Here is a 19,661-nt window from a genome sequence, read left to right on the forward strand (position 1 = left end):
GCTTAAGCCCGCCGGCCCCCTCCCGTCCGTGCCCGCAGGGGGTTAGGCTCATGCCAACGACTGCACGGGCTTTGTGTCACCGGGAACCAACGGAGGTTCCGGGAAGGGAGCGCGATGAAACTGGGCATTGCACGCGAACGCCGGGAGGGCGAACGGCGGGTGGCCGCGACGCCGGACACCGTCAAGCAGTTGGCGGGCCTCGGCGTCGAGGTCCTCGTCGAAAGCGGTGCCGGGCTGCACTCCGGCCATCCGGACGAGGCCTACAAGGACGCCGGCGCCTGGATCGTCAAGGAACTGGACTTCGGCACCGTTGACCTCCTCCTCCACGTCCGCCCGCTTGACCTTGACTCAGCCAAGTCCCTCAAACAGGGTGCGGTCACCGTCGGGCTGGCCTCGCCGTCGTCGGAACTTCCCACGGTGCGGGCGCTCGCCGAAACGGGGGTCACGTCTTTCGCGCTGGAGCTGGTGCCGCGCATCTCGCGGGCCCAGTCCATGGACGCGCTGACCTCGCAGGCGCTCGTGGCCGGCTACCGCTGCGTACTGGAGGCGGCCATGCGCCTGCCGCGCTTCTTTCCGCTCTACATGACGGCCGCCGGCACCATCCCGCCAGCCCGGGTGCTGGTGCTGGGCGCCGGCGTCGCGGGCCTGCAGGCCATCGGCACCGCCAAGCGGCTGGGCGCCCGCGTTTCCGCGAACGACATCAGACCGGCCTCCGCGGACGAGGTCGCCTCGATGGGCGGAACCTTCATCAGGCTCGACGTCGAAACGGCCGAGGCGTCCGGCGGGTACGCCCGCGAACTCAGCGCCGACCGCGGGGCCCTGCAGCGCGAACTGCTCGCCCCGCACGTGGCGGCGGCCGACGTCCTCATCACGACGGCGGCCGTCCCCGGGCGCCGTGCCCCGCTCCTGGTCACCCGCGCGATGGTCCAGGCCATGCGGCCGGGCTCGGTGGTGGTGGACCTGGCTGCGGAATCCGGCGGAAACGTGGAAGGCGTGGTGGCCGGGGAGGACACGGCGATCCCGACGGCGGACGGCCGCGGCACGGTGACCCTGGTGGGCATGAAGGACCCCGCCTCCGCCCTGCCCGCCGATGCCTCCCGGCTGTACGCGAAAAACGTCGCCAACCTGGTGGAACTGCTGGTCAAGGAGGGCGCCTTCGCGCCGGACTGGGAGGACGAGGTGGTGGCCGGCAGCTGTTTGACGCACGACGGCGGTGTGCGGCATGCGCCCACGGCCGAGGCTTTGGCGGCGCTCACCACGGCCGACTCCGCGACGGAAGGGGCGAACTGATGGACGGCGTGAGCCTGCTGACGATCACCGTGCTGGCGGTGTTCGTGGGCTTCGAGGTGGTTTCCAAGGTGTCCAGCACCCTGCATACCCCGCTGATGTCAGGGGCCAACGCGATCCACGGCATCATCCTGGTGGGCGCCATCATCGTGGCCGGGCAGGCGCATGAGCCGTTGGTGCTCGCGGTGGCGCTGCTCGCCGTCGTGCTGGCCACCGCCAACCTGGTGGGCGGCTTCGTGGTGACCGACCGCATGCTCGAGATGTTCCGCGGCCGGAAGCCCGCCGCATCCGGAAAAGCTCAGAAGCCGGCGCCCGGGGTGGACAAAGCCACGCAGAAGGAGGAGGCACGATGACCCTCCTCAGCCCCGTCTGGACCGCCTTGCTCTACCTGGCCGCGGCGGTGTGCTTCATCCTCGCCCTCAAAGGCCTGAATTCACCGCGCACGGCCCGGCAGGGCAACCTGGTGGGCGCCTTCGGTGCGGTGATCGCCGTCGTCGCGGTTTTCCTGTCCGTGCACCTGGACAATATCCCCTGGATCGTGGGTTCGATCGCGGTGGGGTCGGCGGTGGCGGCGCCCGTGGCCCGGCGGGTCAAGATGACGCAGATGCCACAGCTGGTGGCGCTGTTCAATGGCGTGGGCGGCGGCGCCGCGGCCTTGGTGGCGCTGCTGGAACTGGCGCACAGTGACGACGGCTGGATGCGGGTGGCTGTGGTGTTCACGCTGCTGGTGGGCGCCGTGTCCTTCGCGGGTTCGGCCATCACTTTCGCGAAGCTGCAGGAGCTCATGACCACCCGGCCTGTGGTGTTCCCGGGGTTGCCGGTGGTGATGTCGCTGGTGCTGCTTGCGGCGGTGGGGACCGGTGCGGGCGTCGTGGTCAGCGGCTCCCAGGCGCTCGCCGTCGTGCTCCTGCTGCTGGGCATGGTGGCCGGCGTGCTGCTGGTCCTGCCGGTGGGCGGCGCAGACGTGCCCATCGTGATCTCGCTGCTGAACGCCTTCACCGGCCTCGCTGTAGCGGCGTCCGGGCTGGTGCTTGGCAACGTGCTGCTGGTGGTGGCGGGCACGCTGGTGGGGGCCTCGGGCACCATCCTTACCCGCGCCATGGCAGCGGCGATGGGCCGCAGCGTGGCGGGCATCCTGTTCGGCGCCTTCCGGGGAGGCTCGACGGCGGGATCCACCGCCGTGAGCGAACGCCCCGTGCGCTCGTCCAGCGCTGAGGACGTGGCCGTGCTGCTTGGCTACGCGCAGCGGGTGATCATCGTCCCGGGCTACGGACTGGCCGTGGCCCAGGGGCAGCACACCGCGGCCGAACTCGCGGAGGCCCTCGAAGAGCGCGGGGTGGACGTCGACTTCGCCATCCACCCGGTGGCCGGCCGCATGCCCGGGCACATGAACGTCCTCCTGGCCGAGGCCAATGTGCCGTACGAATCGCTCAAGGAAATGGGCGAGATCAATTCCGAGTTCAAGACCGCGGACGTGGCCCTCGTGGTGGGTGCGAACGACGTGGTGAACCCGGCGGCGAAGACCACCGCAGGCTCGCCCATCTACGGGATGCCCATCCTGGAAGTCTCCCAGGCCCGGCAGGTGGTGTTCCTCAAGCGCTCCATGCGGCCGGGTTTCGCGGGGATCGAGAACGACCTCATGTACGAACCGCAGACCACCCTGCTATTCGGCGACGCCAAGGACTCCCTGGCCAAGGTGCTGGCGGCGGTCAAGGGGCTGTAAGCCAGGAACGAAGGAGTCATGCAATGACCGTGAAACTGAACAAGAAGGCCTTCGGCCACGCCAAGCGCCTGATCCGGGACGGGAAAACCGTCAAAGACGTCCGCGACGACTGGAGCGAGCACGCCCCATCCGCCGAGGATGAAAACAAGTTCCTCGAGAAGAACGGCTACGGCGAGTATTCCGAGTGGTATCTGGGTGTGGACGACGAGCATCCGGACGAGCAAAAAGGGCATTACAAATTTCCCTGCGGCGACTTCAAAAAGATCCACCGCTGCGCCGTGATCTCCGCCGAAAGCCGGGCAGCCCAGTACGACCACGACGATATCCGTGAGGCGCTGGGGCAATTGCTGGAACGCATCGACGCGGACTGAGGCACCTGCGCCACACCATAAGCTGAGTAGATGAGCACCAGCACCGCAGCCCCCGGAACCCAGCAGGAACAGGCGTACTACGGCGACACCTACCTCTTCGAAACAGCCGCCACGGTGGTGGCCACCGGAACCGACGGCACCGGTGCCTGGGCAGCGGTGAGCCCGAACATCTTCCACCCCAAGGGCGGCGGCCAGCCTTCGGACGAGGGCACCCTGAACGGTGCGCCGGTGGTTCCGTCGCGCAATGACGACGGACTGGTGATCCTGTCCGGCGGCCCGGAACTTGCCTCGCTCGAGCCGGGTATCGCCGTCGACTGCTCCATCGACGCCGCCCTCCGCAAGCGCCACGCCGCGCTGCACACGGCCGGCCATGTGCTCGGCCACCTGGGCGAGGCCCGCGGCTGGACCAGCACCGGCCACAGCCACTACCCCGGCCAGGCCCGCCTGGACTTCTCGCCCGAGGGCCTCGAAGCCGAACTCGCCACCCCGGAGCAGCGCGAGCAGGTCCGCGCCGAACTGCAGGAAGCGTTCGACGCCGTCCTGGCCCGCGGCGGTGCGGTGAGCGCCGCCACTGACGAGGCCGGGCACCGCGTGGTCACCATCGAAGGCGTCAACAGCGAACCCTGCGGCGGCACGCACGTGGCCCGGCTCGAGGACCTGGCCGGCGTCCGTGTGCTGGACCTGAAGATCAAGCGCGGCGCCCTCAAGGTCCGCTACGAGGCCGAGCATGTCTAAGCCGAGCCGTAGAGGCTCCCGAAAGGTAGGGTCGGAACCATGAGCGCACCGGAAACCGCACACGACTGGAAGCCCCTCTGGGCACGGCTCAGCGACGGCGAGGAAACGCCGCCCGCGGGCATCCTCATGACCGCCCCGCCGGGCGAGGTCAACGACGCCCCGGCCCTGGACTCCGAGTTCGGCGTGTTCGAGGCGCCGTTGGACGATTACGACGTCGTGGAGCTGGTCCGCTTCGACCGCCCCGTGGCGCGTGGCCGGGTGGCCTTCGGTGAAGGTTTCGCAGTCTTCGGCCCGGTGCGCGCAGTGGATGGCGACGAGGTTGCCGCCGATCACGAAGCCGTGGTGCTGGCCAGGCTGGCGGAGGAAGCCTTCGTCGAGGGTGCGGCCGTTGTCTACGCTCCCGTGGATGCCGCCGCCGCGGCCCGCTACGAGGCTCTGGGCTGGACCCGGGCCGGCGAGCTGGCTCCCTAGCATGCGGGCCGCCGTCGTCATCAACCCCTCCAAGCCCGCCGCGCAGGACATCCGCGAGGTTATCGCCCGGCTCGGCAGCGAGCACGGCTGGGAGGAGCCGCTGTGGCTGGAAACGACGGCGGAGGACCCGGGCGCCGGCCAGGCCCGGGAAGCGCTCGAAGCGGGGGCCGACGTCGTGATCGCCGCCGGCGGCGACGGAACCGTCCGCTGCGTGGCCGAAGTCCTGGCCGGGACCGAAACCCCGCTGGGCCTGGTCCCGCTGGGCACCGGCAACCTGCTGGCACGGAACCTCGGCGTGGACGTCACCGACGCCAAGGGGGCGGCGAAGGCGGCGCTGCTGGGGCAGGAGCGGAAGATCGACGTCGTGCGCTCCGTGCGCGACGGCGGCAGCGAACAGACTTTCCTGGTGATGGCCGGGCTCGGCTTCGACGCGAGCATCATGGCCAGCACCGATTCGGAGCTCAAGGACAAGGTCGGCTGGCTTGCCTACGTGGACGCTGCCATGCGGAACCTGCAGGGCAAGCCGGTCAAAGCGAAGATCATCGTGGACGGCAAACCGGTGGCGGACCGCCGCGTGCGCAGCGTGATGGTGGGCAACTGCGGCAGGATCCAGGGCGGCGTCGAGATCTTCCCAGGCGCCGCCATGGACGACGGCATCCTCGACCTCATGGTGGTGGCGCCCGGGAAGCTGGGCTGGCTCGGCGTGCTCGCGGGCATGATCGGCAGGGGCCGCAGCAAGGATCCCGCGGTGGAATACTTCCGGGGCACGTCAGTGGACGTCACCCTGGAGCATGCCGACGATTTCCAGCTCGACGGCGACCACGAAGGCAAGGGTTCCCGGCTCAGCGTGCGCGTGGATCCCGGGGCGCTGCTGGTCCGGGTGTAGGGCTGCCGCGGGTGTAATGCCTGCGGCCGGTGCGGTCAGGCCTTCGTCGCTGCGAACAGGCTGCGGAGCGTGAAGAAGCAGCCGAGGGCGCCGAACAGCAGGGCCATGAAGAAGTCGCCGGCGTAGGCCTTGACGAAGTCGGGGTTTGTGGCGAGGTTGTAGCCCATGAGGTCCCACGGTTCCGGGTCCAGGATCATTGCCAAAGGTGAGCCGCCGATGTAGGAGACGCCGCCGATGTAGGAGACGGCGTCCAGCCACACCCCGCCAAGGAAGGACAATAGCGTTGTGGCTGCGGTGATGGACGCGACGATCCAGACACCCTTGCGGCTGAGGGTCCCTGCCGTGCCCATGACGTAGAGCCGGGCCGCCAAGGCCGCGACGCCGAAGGTCACGAACGAGGTGATCCAGCCGAAGTTCCAGATGACCATCCAGACAATGATTCCGAGGGGCATCGCAGCCAAGGCGAAAATGGCTCCGCGGCCGATATCTTCGCCCTCGGAGGCCTGCTGCGGCCGGGGGAGCGGAGCCTGCGGGGTGGCTTCGGGGTGCCAGGCCGGGCCCCAAGCAGGAGGCTGGCCGTTGCCTTCGGGGATCCGCATGCCGTATTCGGGCCCGGTGGAGTGGTTGCTTGCGGGCTGCGGCTCGTTGGGCGCAGCGGTGTTCTCGGACAAAAATACCCCCAAATTTTGAGTGTCCTGCGACGGATGAGGCTCACATATTCGCATGGCGGCGGCGCTTTGGCCATAGGGGTTTTCCGCTGGCCGACGCTCCTTCCCTTTGTTGCGCGAACTGCCAGCACTTGCCCGTTGAATCGCGTCCAGAGGTCATCTGCTGCCGGTTCGCCCGCAAGCCACCGCGCCCCATGCCCAGACGAAAGCGGCCCGCCCCCGGCTCCAAACAGAGCACAGGGACGGGCGGCCGTTGGTCTTCCCGGATGCCCCGGCCCCGCACTCTGCATAGTGCGGGGCCGGGGCAGGTTCAGCCCGGGTGCCGGCGGGTCTGATGCGAAATTCAGTCGGCCAGCAACCGGCCCCACCTTGGGGCGAGCAAGGGGGCGCCGGCAAGCTTCAGGCAGTGCCACAGGGTCACGGCCACGGAATCGAGCACGGGCACGTCGGTGCGCGACTCCACCTCCGCCGTGATGTTGGCACCGTAGAGGTTGGTGCAGAGGTAGATCAGGGCGTCGGGTTTCAACGAGGCCAGCTCCAGGGAACCGGGCAGCATCTCCTCGTCGGTGACCCGGGCGAAGGACTCGTTGTCGCTCAGGTCCAGGTGCCGGTGGTCCACGGTCTTGATGCCCTCGCGCTCATAGGAAGCCACCACGGCCTCGTTCACATCCGCGGTGTACGGGGTGAGCATGCCGATCCGTTCGGTGCCGAACTCGGAGAACGCGGCCAGGTACGCCAGCGTGGAGGTGGTGGCGGGGATGCCCGTGGCATCGGTGATTTCCTGCACCAGTTCCTGGTCGTGGGCGGCGCCAAGCCAGGAACCGGAGGTGCCGTTCCAGGCGATGACATCCACGTCGGCCGTGGCGAGCAGTTCCGCGGCGGCGCGCATGCCGGCGGCGTCGAACTGCTTGTCCGAGGAGTCATCCAGGGCGATCCGTGTGACGTTGATGCGGGTGAAGTGCAGCGTGACGTCCGTGCGCCCGCCGAGGATCCGGTAGCTTTGCGGCTCCAGGCACGTGTTGGAGGACGGCACGATCATGCCGATGCGGACAGGGCGGTTTTCGGAAGGCAAGAGTAACTCCTAGACAGAAAGAACGGGGGAAGCGGCCAGGGCGTCGCGGTGCTCGGTGAAGCCGTTGCGGGCCACGAAGCGGCCCACGGGGCCGGGATCGTGGAAGCCTTCTTCGTCCAGCACCACGCGTCCGGCGGAGACGACGACGGCGGGCCAGCCGTTCAGTGCCTTCCCCTCGAAGGGCGAGAAGTCAGTCCCCATGTGCAGCGCGCCGCCGTCGACCTTGCGTTCGTCTGCGGGGTCGAAGATCACAAGGTCGGCGTCGAAGCCTTCGGCGATGGTGCCCTTGCGCGGTACCGCGTTGATGCGGGCGGGGCCGGCGGCGAAGACCTCCACGAAGTCCTCCACGGAGCCGCCGGACTCGGTGACGAGGGCGGTGAACGTCACGGGCATGCGGGTCTCGACGCCGGGCAGGCCGTGCGGCATGAAGCGGATGTCGTCGGTGCGTTCGCGCTTCTGCGAGAGGTCGTAGCAGGAGTGGTCCGAGGACACGGTGTGGATGGCGCCGGCGGCGAGCCGTTCCTTGAGGGCGGCCACGGTTTCCGGGGAGCGCATGGGCGGGCAGCAGGCGTACCACTCCGGAAACTCCGTGCCGTAGACGGTGTCGTCCAGGGTCAGGTAGTGCGGGCAGGTTTCCGAGTAGGCTTCCTGGCCGTCGGCCCGGGCCTCGCTGACCAGGTCCACGGCGCCGGGGGTGGACTGGTGCACGAAGTACACGGGCGCTCCGGTGTACCTGGCCAGGGCCAGGGTTTCCTTGACGGAGACTTCCTCGGCCAGCTCAGGGCGGGTGCGGTGCAGGTGCTCGATGCCGATCAGGCCGTCCGCGGCGTGCTGCTCGGTGCAGTCGGCGATGATGGCGTCGTGCTCGGCGTGGATGTAGGTGAGGCCGTCCAGGCGGACCATCTCGCGCATGACCTTCAGGATGGTGTCCCCGTCGGCCATGGTGGAGCCGCGGTTGGTGGTGTACATCTTCACGGAGCGCACGCCCTCGGCGACGAGCTGCTCCAGCTGCCACGGCACGGTCTCGTCCCAGCTGATCACGGAGCCGTGGAGGGCCACGTCGCAGCGGGATTCGGCGGCCAGGCGCTTCTTGTTGAGCACGGCCTCCAGCGGGGTTTCCTGGGCGTCCCGCGGGATGCCGAAGTCGATGATGGTGGTGGTTCCGCCCCACAGTGCGGCGGTGGAGGTAGTGGCGAAGTCGTCCAAGGTACGGAAACGGCCGGTCACCTGGGCCACGTGGCAGTGGCCGTCGATGCCGCCGGGGATCACCAGCTTGCCCTGGGCATCGATGGTGCGGGCTGCTGCCGGGACGGGCTGCGATGCGTCGATCAGTTCAGCGATGCGTCCGTCCTGCACGATGATGTGCGCTGCCTGCCGGCCGAAGCTGTTCACCACGGTGCCGTTGGCGATGACGAGTTCAGGGATGAGGGACATCGGTGTCCTCCTACTTCTGTGAAACGGGTGCGGCGGAGGCGGCGGCCTGAGCGGCGGATTGGGCGATGGCGAGGGCGGCGTCGAGCTTTTCGGAGAGGCCGCGGCGCTTCTTGGCCGGCGGCGGCGCGAACGCGCCCTGGCGGTGGAAGCCGGACTGCAGCTCCACCACGGCCTCGGTCATCCGGATACCGGCGGAGATGCCGTCCACCACAGGAACGGGGATCTGCCCCTCAAGGTCGCGGGCAAGTCCGGCGAGCGGCGCACCTGCCAGGATCACGACGTCGGCCCCGTCCTCTTCGACGGCCTGCCGGCTCAGCGCCAGGAGGGTGTCCTTGAAATCGTGCTGCACGGATCCGATGCCGTGCAGGCTTTGCTTGATGGAGCGGATGGAGGCGAGCCGGCCGCCGAGGCCGAAGTGCTCAACGCAGTCCCGGTACCAGGCGGTGATGCGGTCCGAGATGGCGATGATCGAGAAGCGCTGGCCCTGCAGTGCCGCGGCGCAGAGCGCGGCTTCGGTGATGCCGATGACCGGGACATCCACGAGTTCCTTCAGTGCCGGCATGCCGGGATCGCCGAAGGCCGCCACCACGACGCCGTCCACGCTGCTGCCCTCAGGGCTGGCGTATTCGGCGATCAGCTCGGCGACGGCGCCGGCCGCGATGAGCGATTCAAAGCGAGTTTCGATGTACTCGACCCCGTGCGGGGCGGTGCGCACGATCAGCTCGGTGTCCGGACCGGCCGAGCGCAGCGCCTCGGCCTGGATCAGTGCGGTGACGTCTTCGCTGATGTTGGGGTTGATGACCAGTAGTTTCATGTTCGTTTCCGTTGCAGGGTGAGTTCGGTGGCGGGGGAGTCTTCGGGGAACTGCTCGCGGTACTTGCCGATGTGCGACGCCGACTGGGCGGCGGCGCGCTCCGGGTCTCCGCTGGCGATTGCCGCGTAGAGCTCACGGTGTTCCTGGATCAGTTCGGGCAGGTCGCTGACATGGCGGAAGAGCCAGTGCATGCGGCCTTGGAGGGGCTCCAGTGCCGAACGGAGGAAGTTGTTGTTGGCGATGGCCGTGATGGCGTCGTGGAATTCACTGTTGGCCCGGTGCGCTTCGAGGATGGACCCCTTGGCGAGGAAGCGTTCGGCGTCGTCCAGGAGTCCGGAGAGCCGCTTGAGGTCCTCCTCTCCGGCCCGGCTCGCGGCCAGCCGGCAGGCTAGCACCTCGAGCGATTCGCGGACGTCGAACAGGTCCTCCACATCCTTGGCGCTCAGGCCTGCCACCTCGGAGCCGCGCGAGGCGCGGTCCCGGATGAGGCCTTCCTGGCGCAGCATGCGCAGGGCCTCCCGGATGGGCAGGCGCGACACGTTGAATTCGGCCGCCAGGTCACGTTCCACCAGGCGGGTGCCGGGTGCGTAGTGGCCTTCGAAGATCCGTGAACGGAGGGTGTCCCGCACGGCCTCGCGGAGGGGGCGGTCGGAGGCGGGGGTTTCTTCTGCTGCCAGCATCATTGCTCCATTCGTGGGGTTTTTAGCGACTCTACGTCCTCAGTGCTGTGCATCGCGGTTCAGTCCCGCACTGTGGTGCTGAATGACGTGGTGCTGAATGAGGTGCTGCTGAACGATGGAGGGCTGAAGCGGCCGAAGGCCTTTTCCAAGGCCTCGGCCACGGCCAGCACTTCGCGGTCGCGGTAGGGCCGGCCCACCACCTGGATCCCTACGGGCAGGCCCTCTTTGGACAGTCCGCACGGCACCACGGCCACGGGGAAGCCCAGGATGCTGATGGCCCGGCAGCAGGAGCCCAGCTCGGTCCACGGGATCTCCTTGCCTTCCACGGTGAAGCTCTGCTCCCGGGGATCGGCAGCCGGAACACAGGCCACGGGAAGCAGCAGGATGTTGTGCTCCTCCATGGCGGCCAGCACCTCGGCCCGGATGGCGTCCCGTTCCGCCGCGGCCTTGCGGTACTCCACCACGGTGGCGGGCGCTCCCAGCAGGCCGTGGAGATGGGCGCCGAGTTCGTCCTCGCGGCCCGCGGCCAGTTCCGCGACCTCCGGCATGCCCTCGGCAGTGCGCAATGCCACGAAGGCGGCGGCGGCGCGCTCCAGTCCCGGCGGGCGGCCGTGCGTCACCGGAAGGCCCAGGCCCGCAAGGGTTTCGGCGGCCGAACGCAGCACGGACACCAAGTCGGCCCGTACCGGGTGGGTGCCTTCGTCCTCGAACCAGGCGGCACTCAGGCCGTCCAGGCTCTCAAGCGGGGCGCCGACGGGCACCGGGACGGTAGAGGGGTCCACGCCGTCGGGCCCTGCGAGGATCCCCAGCAGCACGCCCAGGTCCTCCGCGCTGCGGGCCAGCCAGGCCACGCTGCCCAGCCGGTGCAGGGCGGACATCGAGTTCGGGGCGGGCAGGCTGCCGTCCGAAGGCGGGACGTACGGGAGCAGGCCGGTTTCCGGGACGAGGCCGACGGTCGGGCGCAGGCTGGTGATGCCCGTGCAATGCGCGGGCCAACGGATGGACCCGCCGAAGTCCGTGCCCAGGCCGAAGGCGCTCATCCCGGAGGCGACGGCGGCGCTGTCGCCTCCGGTGGACCCACCGGACGTCAGCGCGGTGTCCCAGGGGTTCCAGGTTTCGCCGAAAAGCGGGTTGCGGCTGTGGGTCTCCACCGCGAATTCCGAGCAGTTGGCCTTGCCGAGCAACACCGCACCTGCCTCCCGCAGGCGGCGGACCGCCGTCGCCGATTCCGCCGGGACGTAGTCCCCCAGAAGGGGACTTCCCGCCGTCGAGCGCAATCCCTTCACCGCCAGGGTGTCCTTCACGGTGAAGGGGACCCCGTGCAGGGGGCCGAGGAAGCGGCCCTCCGCTGCGGCGGCGTCGGCGGCCTCGGCCTCTTCGCGCGCCTGCGGATTGGGAGTGACGATGGCATTCAGGCCCGGATTCGCCTCGGCGATCCGCGCCTGGTGCAGTTCCAGGCACTCGACGGCGGTCAGCCGGCGCTCCCGCAGCGCCGCGGCCCACTCCACCATCGAGAGTCCGGTCAGGCCGGCCAGCCGGCTGCTGTCCACGGAAGGCAGGACGGTGTTGTTCATTGTCAGGACTTTCTATCGGGTGGCCGCGGGGGCCTTGGCGCCGGCGTCGGCCATGGCGATCTTGGAGGTCTCCTTGGCAATGAAGACGCAGTAGACCATGAGCAGCAGGGTGGCGGAGAGGTAGCCGGCCACGGAGAAGCCGGAGGTGGTGAGGGCGATGAGTTCGACGGCGATCAGCGGGGCGAAGCCACCGCCGAAGACACCCGCCAGCTGGAAGCCCACGGCCGCACCCGTGTAGCGGACCTTGGTGGGGAACAGTTCTGGGATGAAGGACGCCACCGGGGCGTACATCGCGGCCACGACCACCAGGCCGATGGCCGGGGCGATCAGCACCAGGAACGGCACCTTGGAGTCGAGCATCGCGATGAACACGAAGCTGTAGATGATGCCGCCGATGGCGCCGCCGATCATCACCGGGCGCCGGCCGACCTTGTCCGACAGTGCACCGAACAGCGGGATGGCGATCATCTGCGCGACGGCGGAAATGGTCGAGGCGGCCAGCGCCAGGCTCTTGGGGAGGCCGAGATGTTCGGTGCCGTAGACCAGGACGAACAGGGCGAAGATGTAGAACGCGATGTCGCTGCCGATGCGGGCACCGACTGCCACGGCCAGGGCCTTCTTGTAGTGCTTGAAAACGTAGAGGAGCGGGGCTTTGGTTTCGCCCTGTTTCTGTTCTTCGGCCTTCTTTTCGGCAGCTTCGAAGACGGGGGACTCAGCGAGCTTCATGCGGATGTAGAGGCCGATGGCCACCAGCAGGAAGCTGATCAGGAAGGGGATGCGCCAACCCCAGGCGAGGAAGGCGTCCTTGGCCAGGATGGATGTCATGAGCGTGAAGATGCCGGTGGCCAGCAGCAGGCCGGTGGGGGCCGCGCTCTGGACGAGGCTGCCGAAGAGCCCGCGGCGTCCGCTCTTGTCCGACTCGGTGACCATCAGGGCGGCACCGCCCCATTCGCCGCCGATGCCGATGCCCTGCAGGAAGCGCAGGGAGACCAGCAGGATCGGGGCCCAGATACCGACGTTCTGGTAGGTAGGCAGGAGGCCGACAGCGGCGCTTGCCAGGCCCATCAGGAGCAGGGTGGTGACAAGGACGTTCTTGCGGCCGATCTTGTCGCCGAAGTGGCCGAAGATCGCGGCGCCGAGCGGGCGGACCACGTAGCCGACCGCATAGGTGGCCAGGGCCAGGAGGAGGCCGGTGGCGGGATCCGAGCCGGGGAAGAACAGGGCGGGGAAGACGATGGAGGCTGCGGTGCTGTAGGCGAAGAAGTCGTAGTACTCGAGGGTGGTGCCCACGAAGCTTGCTGCGACGACCCTCTTCATTGAGTTCCCGCCGCCCTTCTTCGTGGAGCCGGGCTGGGTGGAATCGGAACTGGAGTTGCGGGTCTGCTTGCCTTGGGTCTGGCTGCCTTGGGTTTGGGAGTTGATCGACACTGGCCCTCCTGGGCGTTTTGCGACTGGCTCATCGGATGAGCGTTTACTTGCTAAAGGCGGTGGGCGAGGCGGTGGCTCTCGGTGCCCTTACATCTGCTTCCGGGTGAACGGTCCTGAAGCGTTCGCGGTGAGGAGTTCGTCCTCGAGGTGCCTGTTTGGGATCCCAAATATGACGGTAGATTCTGGCGACTCCACTGTCAATGGTTTTGGGATCCCAAACTGTGTTGCAGTGCGGAATTCCGCGGGAATTGCGGGGTTTGCTGCCCGCTGCTCCGGCCCTAGACCGGGAGGCGCTTGCCGTAGTCGAGCGTCAGGACCGAGATGCCCATGATCACGGCGGACGCCACGAAGTAGAGCAGTGCCCAGGTGTAGCCGCCGGTGGCGCCCACGATGAAGCCGACTGCGATCGGGGTGACCATGCCGGCAATGTTGCCGCTGAGGTTCATGGCGCCGCCCAGGATGCCGGCGTTGCTCCGGCCGCCCAGGGTTGCCGGAACGGCCCAGAAGAGGCCCACCCAGCGGAGGAAGAACAGCACCACGGAGAGCAGGACGACGGCAGTGATCGGGTCCGGGACCACGGTGACGCCCACGAGGCCGCCGACGACGACCACGCTGGAGATGCCCAGCAGGGTGCGCATGACCTTGTTGGCCGAAGCGCCGGACTCGCGCCACTTGTCGGCGATGGTGCCGCCGAGGATTTCGCCGATGAAGCCGGCGCCGAAGATCACGAAGGTGGACCAGCCGATGGTCTTCAGGTCGAAGTGCTTGGCCTGGGACAGGTACAGCGGACCCCAGGTGAGCAGGCCGTAGAACACGCCGTTGAAGCCGAGCCAGCCGAAGCACATGGCCCAGAAGGAGCGGAACTTCATGTAGGGGAGCAGGCCGCGGCGCGCGGTGGACGCGCCCTGGGACTGGGCAGCCTCGTCCTCGGCGCGGTGCGAGGCCTCGATGTACTCGGCCTCGGCGTCATTGACGGCCTTGTGGTCGCGGGGGTTGTCCCGGACGTACCACCAGATCGCCAGGCCGAGCACCACCGTAGCGATGCCGGCAATGATGAAAGCCATGCGCCAGCCGCCGGTGGCCGCGATCAGCCACGTGATGAGGATGCCGCCTACGCCCGCGCCGAGCGGTGCGCCGGCGTCGAGGATCGTGGCGCCGCGGCCGCGTTCCTTGGAGTGCATCCACAGGGCGTTCAGCTTGCCGCCGGCCGGCATGACGCCGGCTTCGGTGACGCCGATGGCCATGCGCGCGATGAACATGCTCAGGAATCCGCCGGCCATGCCGGAGGCGGCGGTGGCCGCACCCCAGCCGACGCAGGAGGCCGTGACGACCTTACGGGGACCGAAGCGGTCGATCAGCCAGCCGACCGGGACCTGCATCAGTGCATAGGTCCAGAAGAAGGCCGAAAGCAGCAGGCCCACAACCTCGGGGCCCAGGTTGAATTCCTTCTGGATGAGGGGCAGGGCCACCGAGATAGACCCGCGGTCGATGTAGTTGACCGCGACTAGCACCAGCAGCAGAAGGAATAGCCGCCAGCGGACGTTGGTGCGGCGTTTGCCGGCAACACTGCCTGCTTGCGGACGCTCGGCTTCCGTGGTGGTGGACGGGGAATTCTGGAGAGACACGCTTCTCCTTAGTTTGGGGGACTGGAATGCGGAGGAGTTTTGGGGATTCGCGTTCGCGATGCGGCAGGCGTTCGACTGCCGGAGGGTCGGCGGCAAGACGGCGGTTCTGCCGGGCAAGGGATCCATATCATTTGGGATCCCGATTTGGGATCCCAAAACAAAAGTAGGTGTGAGCTGTCCCACTGTCAAGGGTTTTCTGTGCGCTGCCTCACCCAACCAAATGTGACCGAAGTGCCCGCCCGCCGTTTCCCGCGAGCCGTTCGCGCTGCGTTCCCTCCCGTTTGCTTTCCGGTTCACCGGCTCCGCGCCGCGGAATTCTGCGGATCGTCGCGGCGCGTGCCCGGGGCCGCGGGCGGGCAAGCGGGAAGGAACGTCACACCGCGCCCCTGTGCCCGTGGGCCAGGATCTCGGCGAGCTCGGCCAGCCGGTGGGCCCGGGCGGACTCGGCCGGGGTGAATGGCGCGCCCGGGCGGGAAAAGACGAGCGGCCCATGCCATGCGGTGGGGATCTTCAGCAGCGTGCCGGGTTCCGGGGCTGTGCCGGAAGGCCGGACGCCGGCATCCGCCTCGGGCGCCTGTGTTGCGCTTCCAGCCAGGACCACCTGCGCGGACACTAGTTCCGCGACTGCGAGGGCCAGTTCGTCCGGGTTCCCGGCCACGCGGGCGGCGATGCTCAGCGCTTTGGTCTGGCCATCGGCCATGGCCAGCGCGGTGGTGGGCCAGACGTGGGAGTCCCGCCCGCCGCCGTCGGACAGTGCTTTCAACAGTTCCTGTTCGCCGAGCTGACCCGGCGCGGAGAGCACGAACTCATCCAGTACCTGGCCGTCCATCGGATGGACGTGGATGCTCAGGATGTTGGTGTCCAGGCGGGCCAGTTCCTGAGTGAGTTTCTGCAGGGCGCCTGGCTGGTCGTGCACCAGGGTGCGGGCCCGCCAGAGCGCCGGGGCCGAGTGCAGCCTGCGGCGGTGCCGGAGCGCGGGGGCGTGGAGCCAGCCGCGCAGCACCCGGGCGGCGGACGGCTCGGCCACCCAGATCACCAGGGCCGTGGCCGTGACGGTCAGGAGCAGCACCTTGGCTACATAGGGGAGATGGGTTTCCACGACGAGCGCGTGGACCAGCAGTTCGATGGGGAGCATCGCGGCGATCTGGGCAACTGTAACCCTCGCCTTGGGAGGTTCGGGCATTCGGCCGCAGACCTCACAGCTGAGCTCAGCGGAAGCGGACGTCTGCTGCTTGGCTCTCATGCCCCCATGGTGCACGGGCGGTGTTTCGCTTCCGTTGCCGCCCGGTCACGAATATGGGGCTTTAAGCGAAGGGGCCGGCAGCGCCCCTTGAGGGGGCTGCCGGCCTGTTCTCGCGTGATCCGTTCTGGCGTGCTCCGTTTTGGCGTGCTAGCGGGTGAGGTCCGAATCCCGGGAGGCGCGGTTGGCCGCGGCCAGCTCGCCGAGGAAGTCCCGGATTTCGACCAGCAGTTCGGTGTCCGTGGGTTCCGGAGCAGCTTCCTCTTCGCTGCCGCGGCGGTTCTTGATCATCGCGTTGAACTTGTTCATGGGTGCCACGAAGATGAAGTACACCACGCCGGCGGTGATCATGAAGGTCACGAAGGCGGTGATGACGGCCCCGAAGTTCACGAAGGTGGCGGGGTTGTCCGGCCAGATCCGGAAGCCCAGTCCGCCTGCATTCACGCCGCCTGCCGCCGCGATGACCGGGTTGACGATGTTGCTGGTGAATGCCGACACGAGCGCGGTGAAGGCGGTGCCTACCACCACGGCGATGGCCAGTTCGATCACGTTGCCGCGAAGGATGAAGTCCTTGAATCCCTTGAGCATGAAGAGTCCTCCGGTCTTATTGGGTGTTTGCGCGCCGGCTTTGGATCGGCTGCTGGATGCGGGCACTGCGGCGTGCCGGGGCGCGGACGGCGGCCCCTTGGGCGCCCCGCGCAACAGATACCAAAATATCATTTTTGCCGGGGCTTCCGGCCGGCTCTCCGCCCGGTCCTCAGGCCGATCTGGCTCCGATGAACTGGCGGACCCAGGCCACGGTTTCCGGGTGGTCCAGGTGCAGTCCGTGCCGGGCTCCAGGAACCTTCACCAGGGTGGAGCGCCGGATGGTCCGGTGCAGCAGGACGGCGTCTGCAAGGGGAGCGAGCGCATCCTCGGTGCCGTGCAGGAGCAGGGTGGGTGCCCGGATCGCGCCGAGCGAGGCCCAGGCGTCGTGTTCGCGGCTCGCCTGGAAATGCCGCGCCTTGGCCCAGGCCGACGCCGTGGTTCCGAAGAAGCCGCGGACCGCTTCGGGGTGCTCCCTGGCCCACGCCGGATCGAAGAACAGCGGAGCCATCAACACCGGGTCGCCGCCCAGCAGTGTCTTGAGGGCCGCGTCGAAGGTGCCGGCGTCCACCTTGGCATCCGCCCGCCGTCCGCCGCTGGTCGCGGCCAGCACCAGGGCCCGGACCCTGTCCCCGGGCGGTCGATCGCCAGCCATTGGGCGATCCGGCCGCCCATGGAGTGCCCGTACAGGTGGGCCGCGCCGACCCCGGCGGCATCGAGCACGGCGGCCGCGTCCTCGGCCAGCAGCCGGGTGGTGTAGCGCTCAGGATCGCCCTTCGTGCTGCCGCCCACGCCGCGGTGGTCATAGCGGATGACGCGGAAGTGGCGGGCAAGGGCGTCCGCCGTCGGCCCCCAGCCAGCCATGCCGGTTGCCTGGCCGGCGAGCAGGAGGAGCGGGTCGCCGTCGCCCGCTTCGTCCCACAGCAGTTCGGCGCCGTCCGGGGCTGCGGCAATCTTCACCCGGACACTCTAGCCGCCGGGCGCCGGGTGCGCCGTGGCGCAGCACACGCCTTGATTCGGCCCGGGCGCGATCCTAGGGTCGGGGCATGCTGATCGTTGGTTCCATTGTCATCCGCGTGGACGACCTCGCGTCCCAGATCAGGTTCTGGACGCGCGCCCTGGACTACGTCCTGCGGGAACCGCCGGAGGATGACTTTGCGCTGCTGCAGCCGCGCACCGGGCAGGGGCCGAATGTCTCGCTCGACGCCGTTCCCTCCCGCCGCGTCCTGCCGCCGCGCATCCATCTGGACCTGTACGCCGAAGACCAGGCCGCCGAGGTGCGGCGCCTGACGGGACTGGGTGCGCGCGAAGTCGAGTGGAGCCGCAAACCCGCGGACGCCGACTACGTGATCATGGAGGACCCCGAGGGCAACCGCTTCTGCGTGGTGGACGCCGCGGACTGGCCGGGCTGGGCGAGGATCCAAGCCACTTAGGGTCCACACCAGTTGGTCAAACTGGCTATGTTTTTCAAGGCCACTCTGCGCCTACTGTGAAGGCTGATCCCGATCACAAACAGGAGGAACAGCACCGTGGCCAGCTATGAATTCTCACAAGTCGACGTTTTCGCGCCCGGACCCAAGGCGGGCAACCCGGTGGCGGTGGTTCACGATGCCGACGGCCTTAGCAGCGAACAGATGCAGGCCTTCGCCAACTGGACGAACCTGTCCGAAACGACCTTCCTCCTCAAAGCTGAACACCCGGAGGCCGACTACCGGCTCCGGATCTTCACCCCGCGCAGGGAACTGCCCTTCGCCGGGCATCCCACGCTCGGTTCGGCCCACGCCTGGCTGGAAAACGGCGGCGCCGTCCGGGACGGCGAAGTGTTGGTCCAGGAATGCGGAGCCGGCCTCGTGCCGTTGCGGCGCTCTGGGGAGGGCCTGTCCTTCGAGGCGCCGCCGTTGGTGCGGTCCGGTGAGCTTGAGTCGGAGGTGCTCGCCACCGCGGTGGCGGCCTTGCGCATCGATCCGGAGCAGGTGCTCGGTAGCAACTGGATCGACAACGGGCCGGGGTGGCTCGGCATCCGTTTGCGGTCCGCCCAGGAAGTGCTGGACGTGCGGCCGGATTACGCCGGGATGGGTGAGCTCGCCGTTGCGGTCATCGGGGCGCACGACGGCGGGGCGCACGACGGCGGAGCGGCCGACGGCGGGGCGGATGGCGGCGGCACGGTTCCGGGAGGCTCCGCTGCGGGCGGCGTGCCGGCCGACTTCGAGGTCCGGGCCTTTGTGCCGGGCTTGGACGTGAATGAGGACCCGGTGACCGGCAGCGCCAACGCCGGCCTCGCGCAGTGGCTCCTCGCCGAGGGCGTCACCGACGGGAACTACACGGCCCGGCAGGGAACTGTCCTCGGCCGCGGCGGCATCATCGAGGTCAGGAACGAGTCGGGGGCCATCTGGGTGGGCGGACGCAGCCGCAGCGTCATCAAGGGCAGCGTCAGCTTCTAGCTTCCCGGCCGCAGGCGCCGCCCGATCAGTGCAAGGCACCCGAGCGCCCGACGACGGAACCCGTCGGCAGGAAACAGGAACCATGACGCTGTTCACGGTTCCGAGGGATTCCGCGTGTGCGGCCCGCCCCACGCGGTAGCTTTGGAGCGGGAACCCACCACCATGAAGGAGAAACACATGCCGGAAATCGTTGTCGTCGGAGTTGATGGAAGCGAAACCGCAGTCAAGGCGGCGCAGACCGCCAGGAACCTTGCCGCGGCCCTCGGCGCCAAGCTGCACGTGGTCACGGCGTTCGAAGGCGACCGGGTATCACTGCACGGCGCAGGCAGCGAGCGGGCAATCGTGTTCGGTGATCCGGGCCGCGAAGCCAAGGCAACGGCGAGCAAAGTGGCAGCCCTCCTGGACCAGGAAGGCGTGGAGATCGAGGCGTTTTCCGCCGTCGGCAACCCTGCCCAGGCACTGATCGCCCACGCCGAAAACCACAACGCCAGCGTGATCGTCGTGGGCAACCGTCGGATGAAGGGCCTGGCCCGGGTACTTGGCAGCGTGGCCAACACCGTGGCCCACAAAGCCCCTTGCGACGTGTACATCGCCGACACCGTCGAGTAAACACCCGCGCGAACGTAC

At 68.5% G+C, this 19,661-nt stretch carries 22 protein-coding genes; 10 read left to right on the forward strand and 12 right to left on the reverse strand.

What is annotated here, in order from left to right; all coding sequences use genetic code 11:
- Positions 1-114 precede the first annotated feature (114 nt).
- The 7 genes from DWV11_RS11010 to DWV11_RS11040 are packed head-to-tail and all read left to right on the forward strand — an operon-like array spanning position 115 to position 5,473.
- Entirely contained in the window at positions 115-1,290 is a 1,176-nt protein-coding gene (locus DWV11_RS11010) for a Re/Si-specific NAD(P)(+) transhydrogenase subunit alpha (RefSeq protein WP_115788929.1), read from the forward strand.
- On the forward strand, positions 1,290-1,640 hold the full coding sequence (locus DWV11_RS11015; protein WP_115788930.1) for an NAD(P) transhydrogenase subunit alpha part 2: 351 nt from the start codon (positions 1,290-1,292) through the stop codon (positions 1,638-1,640). The genes DWV11_RS11010 and DWV11_RS11015 overlap by 1 nt, the downstream gene beginning before the upstream one ends.
- On the forward strand, positions 1,637-3,010 hold the full coding sequence (locus tag DWV11_RS11020) for an NAD(P)(+) transhydrogenase (Re/Si-specific) subunit beta (RefSeq protein WP_115788931.1): 1,374 nt from the start codon (positions 1,637-1,639) through the stop codon (positions 3,008-3,010). The genes DWV11_RS11015 and DWV11_RS11020 overlap by 4 nt, the downstream gene beginning before the upstream one ends.
- A gap of 23 nt (positions 3,011-3,033) precedes the next feature.
- A complete protein-coding gene (locus tag DWV11_RS11025; protein ID WP_115788932.1) occupies positions 3,034-3,381 on the forward strand; it encodes a hypothetical protein in 348 nt (115 codons plus the stop codon).
- Between the two features lie 30 nt (positions 3,382-3,411).
- Positions 3,412-4,116: an alanyl-tRNA editing protein gene (locus DWV11_RS11030; RefSeq protein ID WP_115788933.1), complete on the forward strand. Its 705-nt coding sequence runs from the start codon at positions 3,412-3,414 to the stop codon at positions 4,114-4,116.
- A gap of 39 nt (positions 4,117-4,155) precedes the next feature.
- On the forward strand, positions 4,156-4,587 hold the full coding sequence (locus DWV11_RS11035; protein ID WP_115788934.1) for a hypothetical protein: 432 nt from the start codon (positions 4,156-4,158) through the stop codon (positions 4,585-4,587).
- 1 nt (position 4,588) lies between these two features.
- Positions 4,589-5,473, forward strand: a complete 885-nt coding sequence (locus DWV11_RS11040; protein ID WP_115788935.1) for a diacylglycerol/lipid kinase family protein — start codon at positions 4,589-4,591, stop codon at positions 5,471-5,473.
- Positions 5,474-5,508: 35 nt separating this feature from the next.
- Here DWV11_RS11040 and DWV11_RS11045 read toward each other — a convergent pair whose 3' ends face one another.
- The 12 genes from DWV11_RS11045 to DWV11_RS20405 all read right to left on the reverse strand — a co-directional run bounded on the left by DWV11_RS11045 (position 5,509) and on the right by DWV11_RS20405 (position 17,553).
- Positions 5,509-6,144, reverse strand: coding sequence for a hypothetical protein (locus DWV11_RS11045; RefSeq protein WP_115788936.1), 636 nt, complete (start codon positions 6,142-6,144; stop codon positions 5,509-5,511).
- A gap of 340 nt (positions 6,145-6,484) precedes the next feature.
- Positions 6,485-7,213 (reverse strand): maleate cis-trans isomerase family protein, encoded by a 729-nt coding sequence (locus tag DWV11_RS11050; protein ID WP_115788937.1) that lies wholly within the window; start codon positions 7,211-7,213, stop codon positions 6,485-6,487.
- A gap of 9 nt (positions 7,214-7,222) precedes the next feature.
- The gene (locus DWV11_RS11055) at positions 7,223-8,647 is read right to left on the reverse strand and encodes an amidohydrolase family protein (RefSeq protein ID WP_115788938.1); all 1,425 of its coding nucleotides are present in this window, start codon (positions 8,645-8,647) and stop codon (positions 7,223-7,225) included.
- A 10-nt stretch (positions 8,648-8,657) separates the two neighbouring features.
- A complete protein-coding gene (locus DWV11_RS11060; protein ID WP_115788939.1) occupies positions 8,658-9,461 on the reverse strand; it encodes an aspartate/glutamate racemase family protein in 804 nt (267 codons plus the stop codon).
- Positions 9,458-10,144: a GntR family transcriptional regulator gene (locus DWV11_RS11065; protein WP_245953558.1), complete on the reverse strand. Its 687-nt coding sequence runs from the start codon at positions 10,142-10,144 to the stop codon at positions 9,458-9,460. The genes DWV11_RS11060 and DWV11_RS11065 overlap by 4 nt, the downstream gene beginning before the upstream one ends.
- A gap of 56 nt (positions 10,145-10,200) precedes the next feature.
- Entirely contained in the window at positions 10,201-11,715 is a 1,515-nt protein-coding gene (locus tag DWV11_RS11070) for an amidase (RefSeq protein WP_115788940.1), read from the reverse strand.
- Between the two features lie 12 nt (positions 11,716-11,727).
- The gene (locus tag DWV11_RS11075; RefSeq protein ID WP_281269617.1) at positions 11,728-13,143 is read right to left on the reverse strand and encodes an MFS transporter; all 1,416 of its coding nucleotides are present in this window, start codon (positions 13,141-13,143) and stop codon (positions 11,728-11,730) included.
- 278 nt (positions 13,144-13,421) lie between these two features.
- Positions 13,422-14,768, reverse strand: a complete 1,347-nt coding sequence (locus DWV11_RS11080; protein WP_115788941.1) for an MFS transporter — start codon at positions 14,766-14,768, stop codon at positions 13,422-13,424.
- 373 nt (positions 14,769-15,141) lie between these two features.
- Positions 15,142-16,011, reverse strand: a complete 870-nt coding sequence (locus tag DWV11_RS11085; protein ID WP_115788942.1) for an ACT domain-containing protein — start codon at positions 16,009-16,011, stop codon at positions 15,142-15,144.
- A 147-nt stretch (positions 16,012-16,158) separates the two neighbouring features.
- On the reverse strand, positions 16,159-16,596 hold the full coding sequence (mscL, locus tag DWV11_RS11090) for a large conductance mechanosensitive channel protein MscL (protein ID WP_115788943.1): 438 nt from the start codon (positions 16,594-16,596) through the stop codon (positions 16,159-16,161).
- A 169-nt stretch (positions 16,597-16,765) separates the two neighbouring features.
- Complete coding sequence (locus DWV11_RS20400; RefSeq protein ID WP_245953573.1) at positions 16,766-17,104, reverse strand: alpha/beta fold hydrolase; 339 nt, start codon at positions 17,102-17,104, stop codon at positions 16,766-16,768.
- Positions 17,104-17,553 (reverse strand): alpha/beta fold hydrolase, encoded by a 450-nt coding sequence (locus tag DWV11_RS20405; RefSeq protein WP_245953559.1) that lies wholly within the window; start codon positions 17,551-17,553, stop codon positions 17,104-17,106. The genes DWV11_RS20400 and DWV11_RS20405 overlap by 1 nt, the downstream gene beginning before the upstream one ends.
- Before the next feature lie 86 nt (positions 17,554-17,639).
- Here DWV11_RS20405 and DWV11_RS11100 point away from each other — a divergent pair, with 86 nt between their 5' ends.
- The 3 genes from DWV11_RS11100 (at position 17,640) to DWV11_RS11110 (ending at position 19,643) form a co-directional block, all read left to right on the forward strand.
- On the forward strand, positions 17,640-18,026 hold the full coding sequence (locus tag DWV11_RS11100) for a VOC family protein (RefSeq protein ID WP_115788944.1): 387 nt from the start codon (positions 17,640-17,642) through the stop codon (positions 18,024-18,026).
- A gap of 96 nt (positions 18,027-18,122) precedes the next feature.
- Entirely contained in the window at positions 18,123-19,034 is a 912-nt protein-coding gene (locus DWV11_RS11105) for a PhzF family phenazine biosynthesis protein (protein WP_115788945.1), read from the forward strand.
- 177 nt (positions 19,035-19,211) lie between these two features.
- Positions 19,212-19,643 carry a universal stress protein gene (locus DWV11_RS11110; protein ID WP_115788946.1) on the forward strand — a complete coding sequence of 144 codons (432 nt, stop codon included), beginning with the start codon at positions 19,212-19,214 and terminating at the stop codon, positions 19,641-19,643.
- The last annotated feature ends 18 nt before the right edge of the window (positions 19,644-19,661 follow it).

The organism is Arthrobacter silvisoli (assembly GCF_003369445.1).
Classification (GTDB): domain Bacteria; phylum Actinomycetota; class Actinomycetes; order Actinomycetales; family Micrococcaceae; genus Arthrobacter; species Arthrobacter silvisoli.